The sequence below is a fragment of the Alkalibacillus sp. S2W genome (assembly GCF_046764385.1).
GTDB classification, from domain to species: domain Bacteria; phylum Bacillota; class Bacilli; order Bacillales; family Alkalibacillaceae; genus Alkalibacillus; species Alkalibacillus almallahensis.
The window spans coordinates 1758042-1781278 of record NZ_CP177234.1 but is presented as its reverse complement, the minus strand read 5'-3'; the positions used below and the strand labels follow the sequence as shown (position 1 = coordinate 1781278).

Genomic DNA, 23237 nt, shown 5'->3' with positions numbered 1-23237 from the left:
AGACACGTAATCATCAATTGATACCCCTGGCAAGCTCTTGTATAATGAGTGGGTCAGGGGTGACGTTATGTTAGAGAGTAAAATGAACTGGCAATTAAATAATATTGAAAATCAAACACAATTAAGTGTACCTGTTTCCCCCGTTATTAAACGAATGTTAACGAAACGAGGGGTTCATACTGATGAACAGGCACAGCAATTTTTATACCCGAACAAAAATGATTTACATAATCCATTTTTATTTGAAGATATGAAAAAAACGGTTCAACGTATTCAACAAGCGATTGATACAGGTGAACACATTGTTATTTACGGTGATTATGACGCGGATGGTGTGACATCAACATCTGTCTTAGTGTCAACGTTACAGTCGTTAGGAGCAGTTGTTGATTACTATATTCCGAGTCGCTTTTCAGAAGGTTATGGCCCCAATGAAGAAGCCTTTCGAATGTTGGGTGAATCTGGATGTACGCTTATCATTACAGTGGACAATGGGATTGCTGCACCTCATGAAGCGACAGTCGCAAAAGAGTTAGGAATTGACCTAATCATTACGGACCATCATGAACCACAAGATACCATGCCTGATGCATTTGCAATTATTCATCCTAATTTATCGGAACAATATCCGTTTGATGATTTGGCTGGAGTAGGTGTTGCTTTCAAATTGGCCCATGCGTTAATTGGTGAAGTCCCAACATGGTTAACAAGTTATGTAGCGATAGGAACCGTTGCGGACCTTGTTCCTCTGCGAGGTGAAAATCGTCTGCTCGTCAAGCAAGGACTATCCATTTTATCTAAAGAGTGCCAACCTGGTATTGAGGCATTAAAACAATTAGGGAAACTCGAAGGGGAATTGAGCGCTGAGAATATTGGTTTTGTTATTGCGCCAAGATTAAATGCGGTAGGACGATTGCAAGATGCTGACTTAGCTGTTGATTTATTGCTAGAAGAAGATGCTGTTCTTGCAGAAGATATGGCTAAAGAAGTTGATCAGTTGAATCAAGAACGGCAACAACTCGTTAAGACAATAGCTGAAGAGGCTTTTGAACAAATCGAAAGCTATTATCGTGATGATTCCGTTATTGTTGTATCAGGTGAAGGCTGGAATCCGGGTGTTTTAGGAATTGTAGCATCACGGATTGTTAATAAATATTATCGACCGACACTTGTTCTCGGCGAGGATCCAGAATCGGGAATTGCTAAAGGAAGTGGCCGTAGTATTCCGGCATTTGATTTGTTTCAAGAGGGAATGCAGATTAGAGATTATTTTAAACAGTTCGGTGGACATGCGCAAGCAGCTGGGATGACAGTGGATCTTAATCAAGTCAGTCAGCTAAGAGAAGCCTTTAATGAACGAGCGCAGGAAGTCATGAGCCCTGAAGATTATATCCCTGCTTTACCGATTGAGGATGACGTTGACTGGGCCGAAATCGATCTCAATTTTCCTAAAGAGCTTGAATTGTTAGCACCATTTGGAATGGAAAACGAAAAGCCAATTTTTCAGGTTTCTAATATCACCTTATCTCAAATCAAGCGAATCGGAGCTAATCAGAATCATATTAAAATGACGGGTATGAAAGATCAAGTTTCGATCGAACTGATTGGTTTTCAACTAGGTGAAATTGCAGAGAGATTGACACCAGGCGTTGAAATTGATGTAGCTGGTGAAATAGAAGTGAATGAATGGAATGGACACCGAAAACTACAAATCAAGTTAAAAGACGTTCGTTGTCAAGAATGGCAATTGTTTGATTATCGTGGTAAAGTTTTACCAGACGCAGTTAAGCATCAATTAACTAATGATCAAGAAACACTGTTTGTTTATTTCAATCATGAAATGAAACCGGATATGGACGGCGCTGTTTATTATGAACAGTTAATAAATGAGAGCGATCGTAAACATAAGCGTATCGTCTGTCTTGATTTACCTCAAAATTTACAAGCTTTTGAGGATATACTGAAACAAGGCGATATCGGTGCTATATATTTATGTTTTCATCAAGAACAATCACATTTTTTATCTGTCATTCCAACTAGAGAAGATTTTAAGGAACTATACGGGTTATTAAAAAAACATAAACAAATTACTGTCGAACAGAAAGCAAAACTTGCTCAAGCTAAAAATTGGTCAAATGACAAACTTGATTTTATGTTGGACGTGTTTTTTGATTTAGATTTTGTTAAAATAACTAATGGTTTGATTGTCTTTCAAGAAAGTGTCTCATTTCAACCACTTGATCAATCAACCACTTACCAACGTAAGTTAGACGCAGTAAAAGTAGATGAGATTTTATATTATTCAACTTATCGTGAATTGAAAGAATGGATTGATTCTAAAATTCATTCCCGCGAAATGGAAGGAGAAGTTGTACATGAATTTTAAAGACTATGTAACGATTGTTGAGGATTGGCCGAAGGAAGGCATTAAATTTAAGGATATTACAACGTTAATGGATAATGGTCCAGCATTCAAAGCAGCTGTAGACGAAATCGTGGCTTATGCTAAAGAACAAGAAGTCGATGTCATCGTTGGACCTGAAGCACGTGGCTTTATTGTTGGCTGCCCCGTTTCGTATGCGCTTGAGGTAGGATTTGCCCCTGTTCGTAAAGAAGGCAAATTACCACGCGAAACAATAAAAATAGATTATGGTTTGGAATATGGATCAGATGTCTTAACGATTCATCAAGATGCGATCAAGCCAGGTCAACGTGTATTATTTGTTGATGATTTACTAGCAACAGGTGGCACTGTTCAAGCGACAATAGATCTCGTTGAACAACTTGGTGGTAATGTCGTCGGCTGTGCTTTCCTAATCGAATTATCTTACTTAAACGGTCGTGAAAAATTACAAGACTATGATATACTTAAATTAATGGAGTATTAAAGAAATATTGGCTGACCCACTTTTCGGGCAGCCAAGTTTTATTATTTTATAGCGTTTGTGATTGTATAATTATAATTTTCTACTTTACAATTTCTCTTATATTCTAAATAATAAAGACAAATTATTTTACACCTAGGTGATGTTATGGCTAAGCATGAAGAAAAAACAATAGATGAAGTCATTGAAGAAGCGAGTCATTATTTAAATGAAGAACACACGACGTTTCTTCGACTTGCCTATGAATACGCTAAAGACGCACATGAGGGACAAACTCGTAAATCGGGAGAACCTTATATTACACACCCTGTTCAAGTCGCTGGCATTCTAATTGAGTTGGAAATGGATCCTTCTACGATTGCGAGCGGATTTTTGCATGATGTATTAGAAGACACTGAAGCAACATATGAAAACTTGACAGAAGAGTTTGGTGAAGAAGTCGCATCACTTGTCGAAGGTGTAACAAAATTAGGTAAGATTAAGTATAAATCCAAAGAAGAACAGCAAGCCGAGAATCACCGTAAAATGTTCATCGCGATGGCCAAGGATATTCGTGTGATTCTCATTAAACTAGCAGATCGTTTGCATAATATGCGCACACTTGATCATCTTCCAGAGGACAAGCAACGTCGCATTGCCAATGAAACACTAGAGATTTTTGCGCCTCTTGCTCATCGACTTGGTATTTCCACAATCAAATGGGAATTAGAAGATGTGTCATTACGTTATCTTAATCCGCAACAATATTATCGGATTGTTAATTTGATGAAACAGAAGCGGGATGAGCGTGTTTATTACATCGATCAGGTTATTGATGATATCCAAGGGCAGTTGCAGGATGTCAGTATCACAGCAGAGATATCAGGACGACCAAAGCATATTTATAGTATTTATAAAAAAATGGCTTACCAGAAAAAAGATTTTAATGAAATTTATGATCTTTTAGCTGTACGCGTCATTGTGAAGAGTATTAAAGAATGCTACGCAGTATTAGGAATTATTCATACTTGTTGGAAGCCAATGCCTGGACGTTTTAAAGACTATATCGCGATGCCGAAACCGAACCTTTACCAATCGCTTCATACAACTGTGATTGGACCAAAAGGTGACCCGTTAGAAGTTCAAATCAGAACGCAGGAAATGCATGATATCGCTGAATATGGTATCGCAGCGCATTGGGCTTATAAAGAAGGCACTACGAATACACAAGAAGATATGTCGAAGCAACTGGCTTGGTTCCGCGAAATACTTGAATGGCAAAATGAAACCAATGATGCTGAAGAGTTTATGGAATCTCTTAAAGTTGATTTCTTCTCTGATATGGTATATGTGTTTACGCCAAACGGTGACGTAATTGAGCTGCCGAGTGGCTCCGTACCTCTAGATTTTGCTTTCCGAATCCATACTGAAGTAGGGAATAAAACGGTAGGTGCTAAAGTTAACGGAAAGATTGAACCTTTAGATTATGAGCTACAAACAGGCGACATCGTTGAAATGCTGACTTCGAAACATTCATATGGCCCATCAGAAGACTGGGTGAAAATCACGCAAACAACACAAGCTAAGAATAAAATTAAACAGTTTTTCAAAAAACAACGTCGTGAAGAAAATGTTGAACGCGGTAAAGAATTAATAGAAAAAGAACTAAAGAACTTAGGTCTATCACCTAAGGAAGTATTAGTCGACGAAAATATTCAAAATGCTGTTGATAAATTACACATTAATTCATTAGAAGATCTCTATTCTGCTGTTGGTTATCAAGGGGTAACAACTCAACAGGCTGTCAATCGATTAACAGAAAAAATCGTCAAAGAAGAGCGTGCTGAAGATCTAGAGAACTCTATTTTGGAAGCCCAACAAGAAGTAGAATCGAAACGTAAAAAAACCACAGGTATGGGTGTTAATGTTAAAGGTATGGACAACTTGATGGTCCGACTATCTAAATGTTGTAATCCTGTACCAGGTGATCCCATTATCGGCTTTATTACAAAAGGTCGTGGTGTTTCCGTACACCGAGAAGACTGTCCAAACATGAAAAATGAGGACGAAAATAGGCTGATTGAAGTTGAATGGGAAGACGTAAGCAGTCAACGTAAGAATTATAGTGTTGATTTAGAAATCTCAGGATTCGATCGTAATGGTTTATTAAATGAAATTTTACAAGTTGTGAATGAAACAAATACGGATATTGTGGCAGTGAATGGAAAATCTGATAAGAATAAAATGGCTACTATTAATTTAACGATTTTAATTCAAAATGTGGATCATTTAAAACGTATTGTTGAACGTATAAAACACATACGAGACGTGTTCACTGTCCAACGAACGATTCAATAAGGAGTTCTGAAGAAAGATGAGAGCTGTCGTACAACGAACAATTAATGGTGAAGTAGAAGTTGATCAAACCATTACAGGTGAAATTGATTTTGGATTAGTGATTTTACTTGGAGTCACACACGAAGATACTGAAAAAGATCTTGATTATATCGCCGATAAAGTGACTAATTTGCGAATCTTTGAAGACGAAGAGGGCAAAATGAACTTATCATTAAAAGATGTAAGCGGAAAGATTTTGTCGATTTCGCAGTTCACTCTCTACGGTGATACGAGGAAAGGTCGTCGTCCAAGCTTTATGCAAGCAGCTAAACCAGAACAAGCAAACACGCTGTATGAACAATTTAACGATAAAGTTCGTTCATTAGGAGTGCCTGTAGAAACAGGAGCTTTCGGCGAACATATGAAAGTTTCCCTAACAAACGACGGGCCAGTAACATTGATTATAGACTCCAATGAATGATAAACTTGACAGTCGTATGAAATATGGATATGATAATAAAAACATTTTAATAAGTAAAACCGACGAAGGAAAAAGTAGTGGAAACCGAACGATTGCAGAGAAGGTTTATCGTGGCTGAAAATAAACCTATCCGTTCATTTCATGAAAGACATTCTGGAGGTGTCGTGCTGAACTACATATGTCTAGTAAGTACGATCGCAATTAAGCGTTATGTTAACGAAGCGAAAGCATATGACAATATGCTTTAATCAGGGTGGCAACACGGGTGAACCTCGTCCCTATCAAATAATCATTTGATAGGGACGTTTTTTATATTTAATGCGTATTAAGGAAAACTTAAGGAGGGGCTTTATATGAACATCCATATTCCTAGAGGGACGGAAGACTTACTTCCAGAACAAACGAAAACTTGGCAAATCATTGAAGATACATTAAAACAATTATCTGAACGCTATCATTATCACGAAATTCGCACACCAATGTTTGAACGAACCGAATTATTCCAACGTGGTGTTGGTGATACAACGGATATTGTTCAAAAAGAGATGTACACGTTTACGGATCGCGGAGGCCGTAGTTTAACACTACGTCCAGAAGGGACCGCGTCAGTCGCACGTTCTTATGTTCAAAATAAAATGCACGGGAATCCTGAACAGCCGACTAAATTATATTATTTAGGGCCGATGTTCCGTTACGAACGCCCACAACAAGGCCGTACACGCCAATTCACACAATTTGGAATTGAGGCGATTGGGAGTGCTGATCCAGCAATCGACGCAGAAGTCATTGCTTTTGCGATGGATTGTTATCAAGATCTCGGTTTAAAATCGCTAAAGCTCGTCTTGAACAGCTTAGGTGACCATGAGAGTCGCGAAGCTCATAGACAAGCATTGGTTGATCATTTCAAACCACACGAAGATGAATTATGTTCAGATTGTCAGATGCGTTTAGAACAAAATCCACTTCGATTATTAGATTGTAAAGTGGATCAAGATCACCCTTCTATGCAGAATGCTCCGTCAATCTTGGATTACTTAAATGATTATTCTCAACAGTATTTCAATGACGTCAAAAAGCATTTAGATGCGATGGGGATCGATTATGTGGTTGATGATGCATTAGTGCGTGGCTTGGATTATTACACACATACAGCATTTGAAATTATGAGTGAAGCGGATGGTTTTGGTTCAATCACAACTTTATCTGGAGGCGGACGTTACAACGGGCTTATTCAAGATATTGGCGGTCCGGAAATTTCCGGTATCGGTTTTGCTTTAAGTATTGAGCGATTAATTATGGCTCTTGAAGCAGAAGGTATTAATTTGGATAGCGAAGACGAACTGGATTGTTATGTGATTACAATGGGCGATGAGGCCAAATTTGCAGGATCAAAACTCGTTTATCAATTAAGAAAAGCGGGATTCATTGTCGATCAAGACTATTTAGATAAGAAAATGAAAACCCAATTTAAAGCGGCTGACCGTTACCAAGCGTCTTATGCAATAGTTATTGGTGAGTCAGAAGTAGAACAAGGCGTAGCTAATATTAAACGATTAGAAGATGGCGAACAGAAAACGATCGCTATTGATGAAGTCAAGGCCCAAATTGAGCAAGGATTGTAAGGAGGTACACCATGGAAAAACGAACACATAGTGGGCAGGTAACAACTGCACTGGTTGACGAATCTGTACTGTTAAAAGGCTGGGTACAGAAACGCCGTGATCTAGGAGGCCTAATTTTTATTGATCTCCGTGATCGTTCTGGTATTGTTCAGACTGTTTTCAGTCCTGAACATAATCAAGAAGCACTTGAAACAGCAGAAAACTTACGTAGTGAATATGTTGTTGAAATTAAAGGGACTGTTAAGCGTCGTGATGAACAAACCGTAAATCCTAATATGGTTACAGGTGAAGTTGAAGTGCTTGTTGATGAGGTAACGCTTGTTAATAGTTCAAAAGCGTTGCCAATTAAAGTGGACGATGCCAACGATCTGAATGAGGATACAAGATTAAAATATCGTTATCTTGACTTACGACGTGAAACGATGCAAAACACGTTGAAACTAAGACATCAGACGGCTCAAGCCATACGTCATTATTTAAATAATCAAGACTTTTTAGAAATGGAAACACCGATCCTAACGAAAAGCACGCCTGAAGGAGCACGTGACTATTTAGTGCCAAGTCGAGTTCATCCAGGGGAATTCTATGCACTGCCACAATCTCCTCAGATCTTTAAGCAGCTCATTATGGTGTCTGGATTTGAAAAGTATTATCAGATTACGCGTTGTTTCCGTGATGAGGATTTACGTGCTGATAGACAACCAGAATTTACCCAAGTCGATATTGAAACGTCATTTATGTCTCAAGAGGAAATCATGGAAATGACTGAGGAAATGTTGGCATCTGTCGTTAAAGATGTTAAAGAAGTAGATGTACCTTTACCGTTTCCACGCTTGACTTACGAAGAAGCTATGGAGCGATACGGTTCGGACAAGCCAGATACACGATTTGATTTAGAACTAATTAATTTAAATGAAGTTGTGAAAGATAGTGGCTTTAAAGTCTTCAGACAAGCAATAGAGTCTGGCGGTAAAGTCAGTGCAATTAATGTTAAAGGTTATGCCGATCAATTTTCTCGTAAAGATATTGATCAGTTGACTGAATTTGTCGCTATATACGGAGCTAAAGGCTTAGCGTGGATGAAAGTGGATGAAGGTCAACTCACTGGGCCAATTGCTAAATTCTTTGAAGAAGAAGATGCTAATGCAATCTTGAACGCTACAAATGGTGAATCAAATGATTTAATATTATTTGTTGCAGACCAAGCTAAAGTCGTTTACGACAGTTTAGGTGCTTTACGCCAAAAATTAGCTAAAGACTTAGACTTAATTGATGATAGCCAATATAATTTCTTATGGGTCACAGATTGGCCATTATTTGAATATGATGAAGATGACGGTCGCTACCATGCAGCACATCATCCGTTTACAATGCCTCAAACTGATGACCTAAGCGAGCTTCAAAATAATCCAGCAGATGTGAAGGCGCGTGCTTATGATATCGTATTAAATGGATACGAATTGGGTGGAGGCTCATTACGTATTTATAAGAAAGACATGCAAGAAAAAATGTTTGAAGCATTAGGGTTCACTCATGAAGAAGCTCAAGACCAATTTGGTTTCTTACTTGAAGCTTTAGAGTTTGGTGCACCGCCTCATGGTGGTATTGCATTAGGCTTTGATCGTTTAGTGATGCTTTTAGCTGGAAAAACAAACTTACGTGATACGATTGCCTTTCCGAAAACAGCTTCTGCATCAGACTTGTTGACGCAAGCGCCTGATGCAGTAGACGAAAGCCAACTAGATGAACTTTATTTAAAAACAACTAAAAAAAATGAAAACCCTTCAGAGTAACAATCGGAAAAAATTACTACAAAAAACGACGATTTCTAAGCTTGAAACACAGTGATGTTCATGCTATGATTTAAATACAAAATCAGATGAAGCAATCCTAATGTGTTCGTCTTACTCCTAATACGTTTTGACCGAACACTTATATAAAATGGGAGTCTGACGTTTCCATGGTGCGTAAATGCCTTTTGAGGACTTACAACAAACATGGAACAAGACACCCACCTGCCTTGAGCGGGTTCAAAACAAAATGGAGAGACGGCACAATTGGGATTGTTACATATAAGAAAAGCGGTTATTTCCAAATCAGGAAATAACCGCTTTTCTTTATTTAGCAATTTGTTGCAAATTACCGTTTTTCTCCATTTGAAATGCTGGAGATTCTTGTCCTTCTTCGAGAATCATCATTTTACGAGCACGATCCATGATTGTAATAAATGTCTGATAATCCTCTTGTAGACTATTGTACTGCGCTTTTAAAGATTGAAGTTCTTCTTTCAGTAGATCATTCTCTTCACGCAATTGCTGATTATCAGTTTTGATGATATCAATATCACTTTGATCACGCATTTGAGTCTTTAATGTCTCTAATTGTTGAATAATTCCATCGAGCATAGAATCATTGACTGTCTCACTTGTCGTTTGGACAGATGGTGACTCAACAGTGACTGGAAGTTTGGAACTTTCACCTTGTTCAGGAAGTTTCTCTGAATGAGTTTGAGTTTGATTTTTAGCTCGCTTCCGTTCTTTCCGTTGTCTCTTAGCTAAATCTACTGCTTTTTCATAGTTTTGTCTCACTTCTGCATTCCAACGAAACCCACAAGCGGCCGCTGTGCGATTTAAAGCATCCCCGACTTCTTCAAAAGCATTTAATTGTGTACTACCTTCGCGTATGTGTCTGAGAACGGTTTCGGCTAGTAATAGATCATCCTCATGTGACCAAGCATCTTGACGTACTTTCACCATAGTCGAATCGATCCTTTCGTTTATATCATTATTAAAACTTGATTATAGATTTCGATATCTATCATATACAAAATATGAACGCTTTATACATGATGAGAAAGAATGTTCGTCACAATATGTCCTAATCATGTAAAATAGTATTAGAGCTAGATTAAAGGAGTTATGCTATGTTAGTACAAGAACCTTTAGCGTATCGTATGCGACCAGAAAAAATAGAAGATGTCATCGGCCAAGAAGATGTTATTGGAGAGCACACACCGCTCTATAAAATGATTAAGCAAAATCATGTGCCTTCCATGATCTTATATGGTCAACCAGGAACAGGGAAAACATCCTTAGCTTTTGCTATTGCTGGTTCGACTAATCAAGATTTTTATGCCATTAATGCAACGACTGCAAGTAAGAAAGATATAGAAGAGATTATTGCGAAGGCAAAAATGAGTGGCGGAGCTATTTTATTCATAGATGAGATTCATCGTTTTAATAAGAGTCAACAAGACTATTTATTGAAAGCATTGGAAGAAGGGGTTATTACCCTAGTAGGAGCTACGACAGAGAATCCATATCACAGTGTGAACAATGCCATTCGATCACGGTGTGGTCAAATTAAACAACTATCATTATTAGACCAAGATGCGATCATGACTTTACTTCATCAAGCCTTAAATGATGACATGAAAGGTCTGGGTCATTTATCAATCAATATCTCAGATGAACAATTACAACAGATTGCTTCTGTGACGGGTGATGCAAGAACAGCTTTAACATTGTTAGAGGATATTGTTTTTGCATCAGACCAAGACGAAAATGGAACGTATATCGTTCACCATGACACGGTTTCGTATTGCATCAAAAATAAAGGTTTCTCACATGATAAGAAAGGTGATATATACTATAACCTTTTGTCGAGTTTTCAAAAAAGTATACGTGGAAGTGATGTGAATGCTGCTTTACATTATTTAGCCAGATTATTAGAAGGTGGCGACTTAGAAGCAATCACTCGTCGTTTGCTCGTGATTGCTTATGAAGATATTGGATTAGCTAATCCGCCTTTAACCGCCCGTGTTTTGCCAGCCATCCAATCAGTAGAAAGACTAGGCTTACCTGAAGGTAGAATTCCTTTATCTGTTGTAACCGTTGAATTATGTTTATCACCTAAATCTAATACCGCTTATAAGGCTTTAGACCAAGCAATCGCCCATGTTCAAAAAGGAATCACTGATGATATTCCAGATCATTTAAAAGATACACATTACCAAGGCGCCCAAGACTTAGGGCATGGTCTAGAATATAAATATCCACATAACTATCAAGGTTCTTGGGTTTATCAAGAGTATCTTCCGGAGCGACTAAAGGATGCTAAATATTATAAACCAAAAGAAATCGGAGAGGAAAAACGATTAGCCCAAACTTACGAGAAATTAAATTCTCTAAAAGAAAAAGGTCGACAAAATCAATCAGAATAAATGCATTGAGTCTTCAAAACATGCTATAATATCCTGTGGTTTTTATACGACTTAATCGGCAAGCCCAATTGACCGTGTTATAATAAATTTAGATAAGGATGAAAGATAGGGGGCGCTTTGTTTGAAAATCTCAACAAAAGGTCGTTATGGATTAACTATTATGATCGCATTAGCCAAAAATTATGGCGACAAACCGATTCCATTAAAATCCATTGCGGCAGATTATGAATTATCAGAGCATTATTTAGAGCAATTAATTGCGCCTTTAAGAAATGAGCGATTAGTGAAAAGCGTTCGCGGTGCTAAGGGTGGTTATTTACTGACGCGCGAACCGAAACAAATTACGGCTGCAGATATTATTCGGACACTAGAAGGTCCTATTCGTCCTGTTGAAGAAATGGACGATGAAGAACCCGCAAAACGCGAGCTATGGAAACGAATTCGTGATGCAGTTAAAGACGTTTTAGAACAAACAACCCTTGAAGACTTGGCAGAATATGACCAAGATTTATATCAAGAAGAGTATATGTTTTATATTTAAGGCTCAAAGAAGGTGACGATTTTGGCTTCAATTTATTTAGATCATGCGGCAACAACTCCTATTCATGATGAAGTGCAAGAGAGAATGATGGCTGTGATGAATCAACAATATGGGAACCCATCTAGCATCCATGCATTTGGTCGTGAGGGCCGTAAGATAGTCGATCAAGCACGAACAACAGTAGCTAAAGCGATCAACTCCCCTTTTTCGACAATTGTTTTTACTAGTGGAGGAACAGAGGCTAATAATCTAGCTATTTTTGGTTCAGCTTATGCTTACCAGACTCAAGGTAAACACATTATAACAACAGCTATTGAGCATCATGCTGTTCTTCATCCATGTGAACAATTAGAAAAGGACGGCTTTGACGTCACTTATTTACCTGTCGATGAATTAGGCAAAGTTAAGGTTGAAGATGTAAAAGCTGCGTTACGTGACGATACGATTTTAGTAACGATTATGTCTGTGAATAATGAAATAGGCGTTACTCAGCCTATCCAAGAAATTGGTAATTTATTAGAAGATCATCAAGCGATCTTTCATACAGATGCTGTTCAATCCTTTGGTGTTTATAAAATGGATATTCAAACTCTAGGCGTTGATTTATTAACTGCCTCAAGCCATAAGATTTACGGACCTAAAGGAGTTGGGTTCCTGTATAAGAAGGAAGATCTTCATTTACAACAACAATTACATGGTGGAGAGCAAGAGAGAAAGTGGCGATCTGGTACGGAAAACACTTTAGCTATTGCTGGATTTGATGAGGCTATACAAGTGTTAGAAAGAGAACGAGAAGGACGCTACCATCATTATGAAGCTTTACAAAACCGTTTGTTAACGGAATTAGAAGAACAAGGTATAACCTTTACTTTAAATGGCGATTTAAACGATCGCGTGCCTAATATTATCAATATAAGTTTTCCTAATACAGAAGTTGAGATGTTTTTAACGAACTTGGATTTAGCAGGAGTGGCTGTCTCTTCAGGTTCTGCTTGTACAGCTGGTTCTATTGATCCATCCCATGTACTAAAAGCCATGTACGGGGAAGAGGATCCGCGCTTAACCAATTCGATTCGTTTTAGTTTCGGGGTTCATAATACGGAAGAAGAAATGGCTATTGTAGCTGAAAAAATTAAGCCGATTATTGATCGGTTAAAGAAGGTGGTGACATAAATGTCAGATAACGCAAATACACGAGTCGTGGTCGGAATGTCTGGAGGTGTTGACTCCTCTGTGACAGCACTTCTTTTAAAGCAACAAGGATATGATGTAGTGGGAATTTTTATGAAAAATTGGGATGACACCGATGAGTTTGGTGTTTGTACGGCAACAGAAGATTATGAAGATGTCGCACACGTGTGTCACCAATTAGATATCCCATACTACTCAGTCAATTTCGAATCAAAATATTGGGACAAAGTCTTTCAATATTTCTTAGACGAATATCAATCAGGTCGAACACCTAACCCTGATGTGATGTGTAATAAAGAGATCAAATTCAAAGCCTTTCTTGATCACGCAATCGGTCTTGGTGCTGATTATTTAGCAACTGGTCATTACGCTCGCGTGCGTGAACGTGACGGACAAGTTGAAATGTTACGTGGAATTGACAATAACAAAGACCAAACGTATTTCTTAAATCAAATTTCACAAGATATCTTACCGAAAATTATGTTCCCATTAGGTGAACTAACGAAACAAGAAGTACGCGATATTGCGAAAGAAAACGATCTAGCTACAGCAACGAAAAAAGACAGCACGGGCATTTGCTTTATTGGTGAACGGAATTTTAAAGAATTTCTAAGCGAATATTTACCAGCTCAACCTGGTGAAATGCAAACTTTATCTGGTGAGGTTAAAGGTCAACACGACGGTTTAATGTATTACACCATTGGTCAACGTCAAGGTTTAGGCATTGGTGGCGCAGGTGATCCATGGTTTGTTGTTGGTAAAAACCTTAAAGATAATGTTCTTTACGTCGGTCAAGGCTTCCATCATGATGCTCTATATTCAGATGCTTTATTAGCTGTTGAGGTTAATTGGTTAGCAGAACAAGATTTATCACAACCTTTTTCATGTACAGCGAAGTTCCGTTATCGTCAGCAAGATAGTCCAGTGAAAGTTTATCCTAATGAAGACGGAACCGTTCATGTGAAATTTGATCAAGCAGAACGTGCAATTACGCCTGGACAAGCGGTTGTATTTTATGACGGAGACGTTTGTCTTGGTGGAGGTACGATTGAAGAAGCTTATCGTCATGATGAAGCATTGGCGCATTTAGCTTAATTAAATTATAGGAAGTGTCATCAAACGAATGATGGCACTTTTAATGCATGTAATTAGAAGAAAGGGATTTATTTATGAGTGAATTACAAAAAGGCATAGAATTCATGCAAAATCACCAATTTGAAGAAGCGGCCCAAGCGTTTAACGATTATATTGAAGCTAACCCTGAGGACCCAGTCGGTTTCATTAATTTCGCTAACTTACTTGTTCATTTGCAAGAATTTGAATCAGCAGAGCGTTTTTATCGTAAAGCATTGGAGTTAGAAAAAGAGATTCCAGCAGCCCATTACGGATTAGGCAGCTTATTTTATGAACAAGAACAATATGCTGAGGCAACAGAACAATTTCAGGAAGCGATGAAGCAGGGGTTAGCGGATGAGGATGTTTATTTTATGCTTGGCATGTCCTTGTTAAATCAAGAACAACCTAAGCTTGCTCTTCCTTATTTGCAACGAGCGAGTGAATTGAATCATGAAGATGTCGACATTCAATTTCAATATGGCTTAACTTTAGCGTATGCGAATATGATTGACGATGCTGAAAAGCAAATGGATCATGTCTTGTCATTAACAAATGACCATAGTGACGCCCATTATAACAAAGCTGTTTGTCTATTATATCGTGAGAAGCCTGAAGAAGCGTTAAAACAATTTGATCAGGCGTTGGCCATTCAACCTGAGCATGTGTTAGCAAGCAATGGTAAAAAGCAAGTTGAAGAGTTATTAAAACAGGACGATTCTTAAGGGAGATACTTGATATGGCTGAACAATACTTTGTCAAAGGACAGCTGAATCAAATGATTTTCCAAAATCAACAGACGCAATTTTCAATTGCGTCTATTTCTGTTGCGGATACGGATTTAGAATTGGATGAGCAAGAATTAGTGGTTAAAGGTCATTTCCCTGCATTGACGCATGGAAATGACTATATTTTTTACGGTCAGATGCAAACACATCCTAAATTCGGTGAGCAATTAAGTGTTTTTACATACGAAAAAGAATTACCGAAAACTGAAGACAGTTTAGTTAAGTACTTATCAAGCGATTTATTTTATGGAATTGGTCAGAAAACAGCAAAGAAAATAGTCGATACATTAGGCATGAATGCAGTCGATGACATATTACGTGATGAATCAAAACTCGATGAAGTCATTGGATTAAAAAGTGAAACTAAGAAGCAGTTTATTGCTGATCTAAGATTACATCAAGGCTTTGAACAGGTCACCGTAGAGTTAGCTAAATACGGTGTTGGTTTGCAATTAGCTCGGAAATTGTATGAAGCTTATGCAGAAAGAACAATTCAACAACTTCAAGATAATCCTTACGACTTCGTTTTTCACGTAGATGGTTTCGGTTTTCAGCGCGCTGATGAAATTGCAAAATCCCTAGGCATTATAGATGAACATCCGACACGAGTACAAGCTGGTATTCTTCATGTTTTGGATGAAGAAGCGTCAAATGGACATGTCTATACGGAATTGGCTCCTTTAATTGATCGTCTTAACCAGTTGTTATTCCAAGGTCAGGTAATAGAAGATGCAGAATCATTATTAGATCATCTTAATCATTTAGTCGAAGAAAGCTTAGTTGTATTAGAAAATCAGCGGTTGTATTTGCCTCAACTGTATTTTGCTGAAGAAGGTGTTGCTTCACAGTTAACTCGATTACTGGAAACGGAAGAAGAGGTTTCGTATGATGAAAGTGAACTGTTAGCAACAATCGGCGAGATTGAAGAACAGGAAGGCATTGCTTACGGCGAAGAACAATATGAAGCAGTCAAAAAAGCCTTAGATCATAAAGTCATGTTATTAACAGGTGGTCCTGGTACAGGGAAAACGACCGTTGTTAAAGGAATCCTCCATTGCTACGAAACTTTATTTCAGAAAAACAAACCGAAGCGACAAAGTGATTTCATTCTAGCAGCCCCAACAGGACGAGCTGCTAAGCGTCTAACAGAATCAACAGGACTTAAAGCGAAGACGATACACAGTTTACTTGGCTGGTCTGGTGAAGAAGAATTTGAATTCAATGGTTCAAATCAGTTGAGTGGCAAGATGATTATTGTTGATGAATTTTCGATGGTGGACATTTGGTTAGCCAATCGATTGCTTAAAGCAGTTCCGACAGACATGAAAGTGATTTTTGTTGGTGATGAAGACCAATTGCCTTCAGTCGGTCCAGGACAAGTCTTAGCTGATTTGCTTACATCTGAAGCAGTTCCTGTTTGTCGATTACAAGAGATCTATCGTCAAAAAAATGACTCTTATATTGTTAAATTAGCCCATGATATTAAACATGATCAATTACCTGAACAAGCAGTAGGCAAAAAGGCAGATTTCAACTTCATTGATACATCCAGTGACCATGCAATTGATACGATTGAACAAATTGTAACAAAGGCATTGGATAAAGGTTATACGATGCGCGATATTCAAGTGTTGGCCCCTATGTATCGGACAAAAGTGGGGATTCATGAATTAAATCAGTCCTTGCAACATATTTTTAATCCTAAAATGGAGAAGAAGCGGGAGATTGAACATTTTCAATCGATCTTTCGCACGGGCGATAAAGTCATTCAGTTAGTTAATCAGCCTGAAAAAGATGTCTTTAATGGGGATATAGGAGAAATTATTGCCGTTAAATATGCGAAAGAAGCAGAGTCAAAAAAAGACGAGCTAATTATTGATTTTGAAGGATTAGAAGCATCTTACACGCGGCAAGATTTTAATCAAATCATGTTGGCCTATGCCATCTCAATTCATAAATCACAAGGCAGTGAATTTCCGATTGTTATTTTACCCATCGTTCGATCGTTTAAACGAATGCTTGTGAAGAACTTAATTTATACCGCTGTGACACGTGGTAAATCATCACTAATTATTTGTGGACACTACGATATCTTCTTAGAAGGTCTACAAAAAGGTGATGCCTTTAAACGTCAGACGACATTAGTTGAAAGAATTCATGCTTTTCACGGTAAGACGACTGAGCCTGTTTCTACAGATGCTACACATTTAGATCATTTGGAAGTTGATGAAAAGGAAGATTTTTCGCCTTATGATTTTATGTAATTGTTGAACACTAAAAATGTTCGTACCCTTCGGTATAGAACAGCTTCTAATCATAAGGTTGGTGATGACAGTGGGTCGTGTCATGTCGACTGGTGTTCTCGGTGCTGCAGTCGTTTATGCTATGCGTAACAATCGATTTTTTCGTCGAAATAAAACGATGAAGCAGCTTCGAAAATCGAGTCGAAAGCTATTGAAACGCTTTCGCTAAGAGATGTCTAGTCACCACCACTGTGGTGGCTAGGCTACATAAGTTATAAGTTGACATGAGTATTCGGTTTCACTATAATTACGTCAGGTAATCATAAATTAGACGTAAATCAATGAAGGAACGAATAGGTGACAGGCCACTTACAGAGAAGTGTTTCATAAGCTGGAAGAAACGCTAAGTGAAGGGTCACTGAAGCTATTCTGGAGAGCGGTTAACCCCCGACGTTTGCACAGCGTTATTGTGTCATTAAAGTGGATAGGCACTTAGTCGCCTATAATTAGGGTGGTACCGCGGAAAAACCGTCCCTACATGTTATATGTAGGGACGGTTTTTTCTGTCATTGGTTAGACTGTACATAAACCGAAGGAGGAGTAAGCGTGCAACGACTACAATCACATGAAGTGAGACAAATGTTTTTAGATTTTTTCAAAGAAAAAGGTCATGGCGTTGAACCAAGTCGTTCTCTTGTTCCACAAGAAGATCCGACACTATTATGGATCAACAGTGGAGTTGCGACGTTAAAAAAATATTTTGACGGTCGGATCATTCCAGAGAATCCACGGATTGTAAATGCGCAAAAATCAATTCGTACTAATGATATTGAAAATGTAGGATTCACTGCGCGTCACCACACATTTTTCGAAATGCTTGGCAACTTTTCAATTGGTGATTATTTTAAAGAAAAAGCTATTGAATGGGCCTGGGAGTTTTTGACAAGTGATCAATGGATTGGTTTTGATCCTGAGCGCTTATCAGTAACTGTTCATCCTGAAGACGAAGAAGCTTACGAAATCTGGAAGACTAAAGTGGGAATCCCAGTTGAACGGATTATTCGTATTGAAGAGAATTTCTGGGATATTGGGGAAGGCCCTAGTGGACCGAATACTGAAATCTTCTATGACCGAGGCGAAGATTATGGTCATGACCCAGAAGACCCTGAGCTTTATCCGGGTGGTGAAAACGAGCGTTATTTAGAAATTTGGAACTTAGTGTTTTCGCAGTTTAATCATAATCCAGATCATACTTACACACCACTTCCGAAGAAAAATATTGATACTGGAATGGGATTAGAACGTATTGTATCTGTGATTCAAGATACGAGAACAAACTTTGAAACAGATCTATTTAAACCGATAATTGAGAGAACGGAGCAATTATCAGGCGTGACCTATGGCACGCATAATCGCCAAGATGTAGCTTTTAAAGTTATTGCTGATCACGTTCGTACCGTCGCTTTTGCAATTGGTGACGGTGCATTACCTTCGAATGAAGGGCGTGGCTATGTTCTAAGACGTTTATTAAGACGTGCGATTCGTTTTTCCAAAGATCTAAACTTGAATGAACCGTTTATGTATCAGTTAGTTGATCAGGTCGCACACATTATGTATGACTTCTATCCTGAAGTTTATAATAAAAAGGATTTTATTCAAGAAGTCATGAAAAAGGAAGAAGAACGTTTTCATGAGACGTTGCAAGATGGACTGGCGATCTTAGAAAAAGTGATGCAAACAGAAAAAGCGAAACAAAGTACGATCTTCCCGGGAGAAGAAGTATTCACTTTATATGATACGTATGGCTTCCCGAAAGAATTAACAGAAGAGTATGTTCAAGCTGAAGGTTTTACAATTGATGAAGCAGGATTCGAGAAAGAAATGACGAAACAACGTGAGCGTGCGCGTCAAGCACGTCAAAAAGTTGATTCTATGCAAGTCCAAGATGAAGTCTTACAACAAATTCATGTCCCAAGTCATTTTATTGGATATGATCATTTATCAACAACAACGACATTAACAGCTTTGGTAAAAGATCAAGCTGAAGCAACAGAATTACAAGCTGGTGATTTAGCGACAGTCGTCCTGACTGAAACGCCGTTTTATGCAGAAAGCGGTGGACAAATCGCAGATAAAGGTCGTATTCAATCTGAAACAGGTTCTGCGAAAGTAAAAGACGTTCAAAAAGGGCCTAACGGTCAGAATTTACATCAAATCGAAGTCGTCGACGGTTCTTTAACCTTAGATCAAGCTGTGAAAGCAGAGGTTAATGCATATGAGCGCAAACAAATTGTTAAAAACCATACGGCTACACATCTCCTGCATCAAGCTTTAAAAGATGTTTTAGGTGATCATGTTAGTCAGGCAGGTTCACTTGTTGCTCCTGATCGTTTACGATTTGATTTTTCCCATTTCAATGCCGTAACTGATGACGAGCTTCAGCGGATCGAGCAAATCGTTAATGAAAAGGTGTGGGAATCAATCCAAGTACAAATTTCACACCATACATTAGAAGAAGCGAAGTCAATGGGTGCGATGGCTCTGTTTGATGCGAAGTATGGCGAAGAGGTTCGAGTTGTGTTTGTTGATGATTACAGCATTGAACTTTGCGGTGGTTGCCATGTTAATAATACCGCTGAAATTGGATTGTTCAAGATTACTCAAGAAACAGGAATTGGAGCAGGAACTCGTCGTATCGAAGCATGTACTGCTAAAGGTGCGTATGAGTATTATGAAGAACGTGAACAATTATTAAATGATGCTGCATCAAAATTAAAGACGAAATCAGAGCAAGTTCCGCAACGAATCGACGGTCTTTATCAAGAATTAAAAGATTTACAACGTGAAAATGAATCATTAACTCAAAAGCTTGCTAACGTGGAGTCAGCTAATATTTTAGAGCAAATCGAATATATTGATGATGTGCCTCTACTTGCCCAAAAAGTAGACGTTAGTGACATGAATGCTCTTCGAAATATGGTGGATGATTTGAAACAGCAGCTTAATTCTGGCATTATTTTGTTAGCAATGGAAAACGAGGGCAAAGTTCAATTAGCATCAGGTGTTTCGCAAGATTTAATTGATCGTGGCTTCCATGCGGGTCATGTAATTAAAGAAGCGGCAACCCAGTGTGGTGGCGGCGGTGGAGGTCGCCCAGATATGGCACAAGCCGGTGGTAAACAACCTGAAAAAATTGAACAAGCACTCGCTGCTGCTAAAGATTATGTCAAAACGGTTTTATCTTCATAGCATTTCGGTATATAATGAAGATAAAGTCATACGAGGGGGATTGTAAATGTCAAACGATCATACTATGAAGTACCAGTTTTCTGATGATTCTCAAGCTAACCAGGTGAATGAAACACTGCACCAAGTTTATGAGTCATTAGAAGAGAAAGGTTATAATCCGATCAATCAGATTGTAGGCTACTTATTGTCAGGTGATCCGGCTTATATCCCTCGTCATAATGACGCACGTAATTTAATGTCTCAATTAGAACGTGATGAGATTATTGAAGAAGTGGTCAAGAATTACTTGAAAACAACGAAAGACTCATGAGGACATGTTATGAAAATTTTAGGCTTGGATGTCGGTGAGAAAACAATCGGTATTGCTGTTTCTGATGCTTTACATTTAACAGCCCAGGGCATTAAAACACTGCACTGGACGGAAACGGATTATTCATCAGTTAAGGATCAAATGTCGCAAATTATTCAGGAACACGAGATTAGCCGAATAGTTGTTGGACTACCGAAGAATATGAACGGATCAATTGGTGAACGTGGTGAAGCGAGTGAAGAGTTTGCTTCATATCTAGAAAATATGTTTGATTTACCAGTTGTTCTATGGGATGAGCGGTTAACCACAATGGCTGCTGAACGAGTGCTTTTGGATGCTGATATGAGCCGACAGAAACGTAAACAAGTAATTGATAAAATGGCAGCTGTCATGATTTTACAAAGTTATCTTGACGCTAACCGCTAATAAAAGGAGTGGACAAAATGCAGGAAAAAGAACGTATTATCATACCTGATGAATCAGGTGAAGAACATTTATTTGATGTGTTATTCACATTTGACGTAGATCATACGGAGAAATCTTACTTAGTTGCTGTACCTGCTGAACAAGAAGAAGAGGAGGAAGTCGAAGTATTTGCTTTTCGTTATGAAGAAGCTGAAGGTGATTCAGACGATCTAACCCTATTCCAAATTGAAACAGAAGAAGAGTGGAATATGGTCGAAGAGATGCTTGCCACCTTTACTGAATCAGATGAAGAAAGCGAATAATGATGACCTAGACCATGTGACTTCACATGGTCTGTTTTTTGACTTAAGCTCTGTTAAAGTTTGATGTTAGTATTCGATTGACTTATCTTTAAGTTGTTGAATTGTGAGACGCGAAGGTGGCGACTCCTGCGGGAATAGCACGTGTCTCGAGACCCCGCAGGAAGCGCATTTCTTCCGAGGAGGCTCGAGCCGTGCCCGCGGAAAGCGTCCACCGAGAGCGGATCATAATGTGAACAACGGTTTTAACAAAGCTTTGACTTAAGATAAAATTTTCGACAAATTTAAAACAAAGATAGAAAAATGACGCATTTTATTTTATACTTTATTTGGTATAAAGAAAGTTAGGGGGAAGTTATTTGTCATCTTCCAAAAATCCAGAAGACATTAAAGCTGAACGAATAAAGGAAGCAAGCATGGCTAGAAGGATCATTGTAATTGCGATTTTAGCACTTATTGTTATATTCCTAGTTGGCGGTTACTTTCTTTACAATTATATAGAAGAAGGGTTGAGCCCTGTTGACCCTGACGATGATGAACTGATCGAGGTCAGTGTGCCACTCGGTTCAAGTGTTGAAGACATTGCTAATATATTAGAAGAAAATAATATCATAAGCAATGCAACCATCTTTGATTACTACATCACGTTCAAAAACGAAACAGGCTTCCAGGCTGGTGACTATCAAATGTCAAAAAGTCTTAGCATGAACGAAATAGTTGAAACATTAAAGACAGGTAGGGTTATGGTAGAACCACAATTTACTGTTACCATACCTGAAGGGACAACACTTGAAGAGATAGCCGAAATCTATGGTGAAGAAACGTCAATTGATGCTGAAGAATTTATGAATAAAATGACGGATGAAGAGTTCATTCAAACGCTTATGGAAGAATATCCTGATTTATTATCTGACGATATTTTAAATGAAGACGTTCGTTACCCATTAGAAGGTTATCTGAATGCTTTAACGTATTCCTTCTATGAAGAAGATCCGACAATTGATCAAGTGGTACGAATGATGTTAGATGAAACAAGAACACAAGTGTTTAATTACATGGATCAAATTGAAAGTCGTGATTTAACAATTCATGAAGCGTTAACTATGGCTTCAATTATTGAAAATGAAGCACCTGAAGCAGATACTCGATTTATGGTATCAGGCGTCTTTTATAACCGTTTGAGACCTGAAGAAGGCAGAGAAGAAATGCCACTACAAACTGATCCAACCGTTTTATATGCAAAAGGTGAACATCAAGAGCGAGTACTTAACGAAGACTTAGAAATTGAGCACCCGTATAACACGTATCAAAACCGTGGTTTACCACCAGGGCCAATTTCTAATTATCGAGAAAATGCGTTAGAAGCCGCAGTTGATCCTGAGTATCATAATTATAGGTATTTCTTACATGGCGATGATGGAGATATACACTATGCAGAAACATTAGAAGAGCATCAAGCTAATATTGATGAACACCGTCCATCGAATGATTAGTTTGAAAAAGGAGTGCGATTAAACATCGCATTCCTCTCTTTTTGTCGGTCTAGAAAAT

At 38.3% G+C, this 23237-nt stretch carries 19 protein-coding genes, 1 other RNA gene and 1 other annotated feature; of the genes, 19 read left to right on the top strand and 1 reads right to left on the bottom strand.

All coding sequences use genetic code 11. The features are described 5' to 3' along the window. The first annotated feature begins 67 nt into the window (after positions 1–67). From recJ to ssrS, 7 genes are all read left to right on the top strand, one after another. Positions 68–2386, top strand: a complete 2319-nt coding sequence (gene recJ, locus ACKXGF_RS09595) for a single-stranded-DNA-specific exonuclease RecJ (protein WP_411953529.1) — start codon at positions 68–70, stop codon at positions 2384–2386. Further along, complete coding sequence (locus tag ACKXGF_RS09590; protein WP_411953528.1) at positions 2376–2888, top strand: adenine phosphoribosyltransferase; 513 nt, start codon at positions 2376–2378, stop codon at positions 2886–2888. Before recJ ends, ACKXGF_RS09590 begins: the two co-directional genes overlap by 11 nt. A gap of 144 nt (positions 2889–3032) precedes the next feature. Further along, on the top strand, positions 3033–5222 hold the full coding sequence (locus ACKXGF_RS09585; protein ID WP_411953527.1) for a RelA/SpoT family protein: 2190 nt from the start codon (positions 3033–3035) through the stop codon (positions 5220–5222). Positions 5223–5238: 16 nt separating this feature from the next. Further along, positions 5239–5682, top strand: coding sequence for a D-aminoacyl-tRNA deacylase (gene dtd / locus ACKXGF_RS09580; RefSeq protein ID WP_411953526.1), 444 nt, complete (start codon positions 5239–5241; stop codon positions 5680–5682). Between the two features lie 53 nt (positions 5683–5735). Beyond that, positions 5736–5965: a binding site (T-box leader), on the top strand. A 70-nt stretch (positions 5966–6035) separates the two neighbouring features. Then, complete coding sequence (gene hisS / locus ACKXGF_RS09575) at positions 6036–7304, top strand: histidine--tRNA ligase (protein ID WP_411953525.1); 1269 nt, start codon at positions 6036–6038, stop codon at positions 7302–7304. Positions 7305–7315: 11 nt separating this feature from the next. Further along, a complete protein-coding gene (gene aspS / locus ACKXGF_RS09570; protein WP_411953524.1) occupies positions 7316–9097 on the top strand; it encodes an aspartate--tRNA ligase in 1782 nt (593 codons plus the stop codon). Between the two features lie 91 nt (positions 9098–9188). Further along, positions 9189–9372, top strand: a non-coding RNA gene (gene ssrS, locus ACKXGF_RS09565) — 6S RNA. A gap of 49 nt (positions 9373–9421) precedes the next feature. Here the strand turns inward: ssrS and ACKXGF_RS09560 are convergent. Continuing rightward, positions 9422–10060, bottom strand: a complete 639-nt coding sequence (locus ACKXGF_RS09560; protein ID WP_411953523.1) for an RsfA family transcriptional regulator — start codon at positions 10058–10060, stop codon at positions 9422–9424. A gap of 167 nt (positions 10061–10227) precedes the next feature. On the opposite strand from ACKXGF_RS09560, the gene ACKXGF_RS09555 reads away from it, so the two are divergent. From ACKXGF_RS09555 to mltG, 12 genes are all read left to right on the top strand, one after another. Further along, complete coding sequence (locus ACKXGF_RS09555) at positions 10228–11526, top strand: replication-associated recombination protein A (protein WP_411953522.1); 1299 nt, start codon at positions 10228–10230, stop codon at positions 11524–11526. Positions 11527–11647: 121 nt separating this feature from the next. After that, positions 11648–12067: a cysteine metabolism transcriptional regulator CymR gene (gene cymR / locus ACKXGF_RS09550; protein WP_167260995.1), complete on the top strand. Its 420-nt coding sequence runs from the start codon at positions 11648–11650 to the stop codon at positions 12065–12067. Between the two features lie 21 nt (positions 12068–12088). Continuing rightward, a complete protein-coding gene (locus ACKXGF_RS09545; protein ID WP_411953521.1) occupies positions 12089–13240 on the top strand; it encodes a cysteine desulfurase family protein in 1152 nt (383 codons plus the stop codon). Then, complete coding sequence (gene mnmA, locus ACKXGF_RS09540; protein ID WP_411953520.1) at positions 13241–14353, top strand: tRNA 2-thiouridine(34) synthase MnmA; 1113 nt, start codon at positions 13241–13243, stop codon at positions 14351–14353. It abuts the gene before it with no gap. A 74-nt stretch (positions 14354–14427) separates the two neighbouring features. Then, positions 14428–15096 (top strand): tetratricopeptide repeat protein, encoded by a 669-nt coding sequence (locus ACKXGF_RS09535; protein ID WP_167261001.1) that lies wholly within the window; start codon positions 14428–14430, stop codon positions 15094–15096. 14 nt (positions 15097–15110) lie between these two features. Continuing rightward, positions 15111–17423, top strand: coding sequence for an ATP-dependent RecD-like DNA helicase (locus ACKXGF_RS09530; RefSeq protein ID WP_411953519.1), 2313 nt, complete (start codon positions 15111–15113; stop codon positions 17421–17423). Positions 17424–17487: 64 nt separating this feature from the next. After that, on the top strand, positions 17488–17631 hold the full coding sequence (locus tag ACKXGF_RS09525; protein ID WP_411953518.1) for a hypothetical protein: 144 nt from the start codon (positions 17488–17490) through the stop codon (positions 17629–17631). A gap of 377 nt (positions 17632–18008) precedes the next feature. Then, a complete protein-coding gene (gene alaS, locus ACKXGF_RS09520; RefSeq protein WP_411953517.1) occupies positions 18009–20651 on the top strand; it encodes an alanine--tRNA ligase in 2643 nt (880 codons plus the stop codon). A gap of 46 nt (positions 20652–20697) precedes the next feature. Further along, entirely contained in the window at positions 20698–20961 is a 264-nt protein-coding gene (locus ACKXGF_RS09515; protein WP_167261009.1) for an IreB family regulatory phosphoprotein, read from the top strand. Positions 20962–20970: 9 nt separating this feature from the next. After that, the gene (gene ruvX / locus ACKXGF_RS09510) at positions 20971–21387 is read left to right on the top strand and encodes a Holliday junction resolvase RuvX (RefSeq protein WP_411953516.1); all 417 of its coding nucleotides are present in this window, start codon (positions 20971–20973) and stop codon (positions 21385–21387) included. 17 nt (positions 21388–21404) lie between these two features. Then, positions 21405–21689 (top strand): DUF1292 domain-containing protein, encoded by a 285-nt coding sequence (locus ACKXGF_RS09505; protein WP_167261013.1) that lies wholly within the window; start codon positions 21405–21407, stop codon positions 21687–21689. Between the two features lie 356 nt (positions 21690–22045). Continuing rightward, the gene (gene mltG, locus ACKXGF_RS09500; RefSeq protein ID WP_411953515.1) at positions 22046–23179 is read left to right on the top strand and encodes an endolytic transglycosylase MltG; all 1134 of its coding nucleotides are present in this window, start codon (positions 22046–22048) and stop codon (positions 23177–23179) included. The last annotated feature ends 58 nt before the right edge of the window (positions 23180–23237 follow it).

Coding starts and splice junctions, on each gene's coding strand:
- ACKXGF_RS09535 (WP_167261001.1), top strand. CDS start 14,428: ATGAGTGAATTACAAAAAGGCATAGAATTCATGCAAAATCACCAATTT.
- dtd (WP_411953526.1), top strand. CDS start 5,239: ATGAGAGCTGTCGTACAACGAACAATTAATGGTGAAGTAGAAGTTGAT.
- ACKXGF_RS09585 (WP_411953527.1), top strand. CDS start 3,033: ATGGCTAAGCATGAAGAAAAAACAATAGATGAAGTCATTGAAGAAGCG.
- ACKXGF_RS09555 (WP_411953522.1), top strand. CDS start 10,228: ATGTTAGTACAAGAACCTTTAGCGTATCGTATGCGACCAGAAAAAATA.
- aspS (WP_411953524.1), top strand. CDS start 7,316: ATGGAAAAACGAACACATAGTGGGCAGGTAACAACTGCACTGGTTGAC.
- ACKXGF_RS09530 (WP_411953519.1), top strand. CDS start 15,111: ATGGCTGAACAATACTTTGTCAAAGGACAGCTGAATCAAATGATTTTC.
- hisS (WP_411953525.1), top strand. CDS start 6,036: ATGAACATCCATATTCCTAGAGGGACGGAAGACTTACTTCCAGAACAA.
- ACKXGF_RS09560 (WP_411953523.1), bottom strand. CDS start 10,060: ATGGTGAAAGTACGTCAAGATGCTTGGTCACATGAGGATGATCTATTA.
- mnmA (WP_411953520.1), top strand. CDS start 13,241: ATGTCAGATAACGCAAATACACGAGTCGTGGTCGGAATGTCTGGAGGT.
- ACKXGF_RS09505 (WP_167261013.1), top strand. CDS start 21,405: ATGCAGGAAAAAGAACGTATTATCATACCTGATGAATCAGGTGAAGAA.
- ACKXGF_RS09515 (WP_167261009.1), top strand. CDS start 20,698: ATGTCAAACGATCATACTATGAAGTACCAGTTTTCTGATGATTCTCAA.
- recJ (WP_411953529.1), top strand. CDS start 68: ATGTTAGAGAGTAAAATGAACTGGCAATTAAATAATATTGAAAATCAA.
- ACKXGF_RS09525 (WP_411953518.1), top strand. CDS start 17,488: ATGACAGTGGGTCGTGTCATGTCGACTGGTGTTCTCGGTGCTGCAGTC.
- ruvX (WP_411953516.1), top strand. CDS start 20,971: ATGAAAATTTTAGGCTTGGATGTCGGTGAGAAAACAATCGGTATTGCT.
- ACKXGF_RS09590 (WP_411953528.1), top strand. CDS start 2,376: ATGAATTTTAAAGACTATGTAACGATTGTTGAGGATTGGCCGAAGGAA.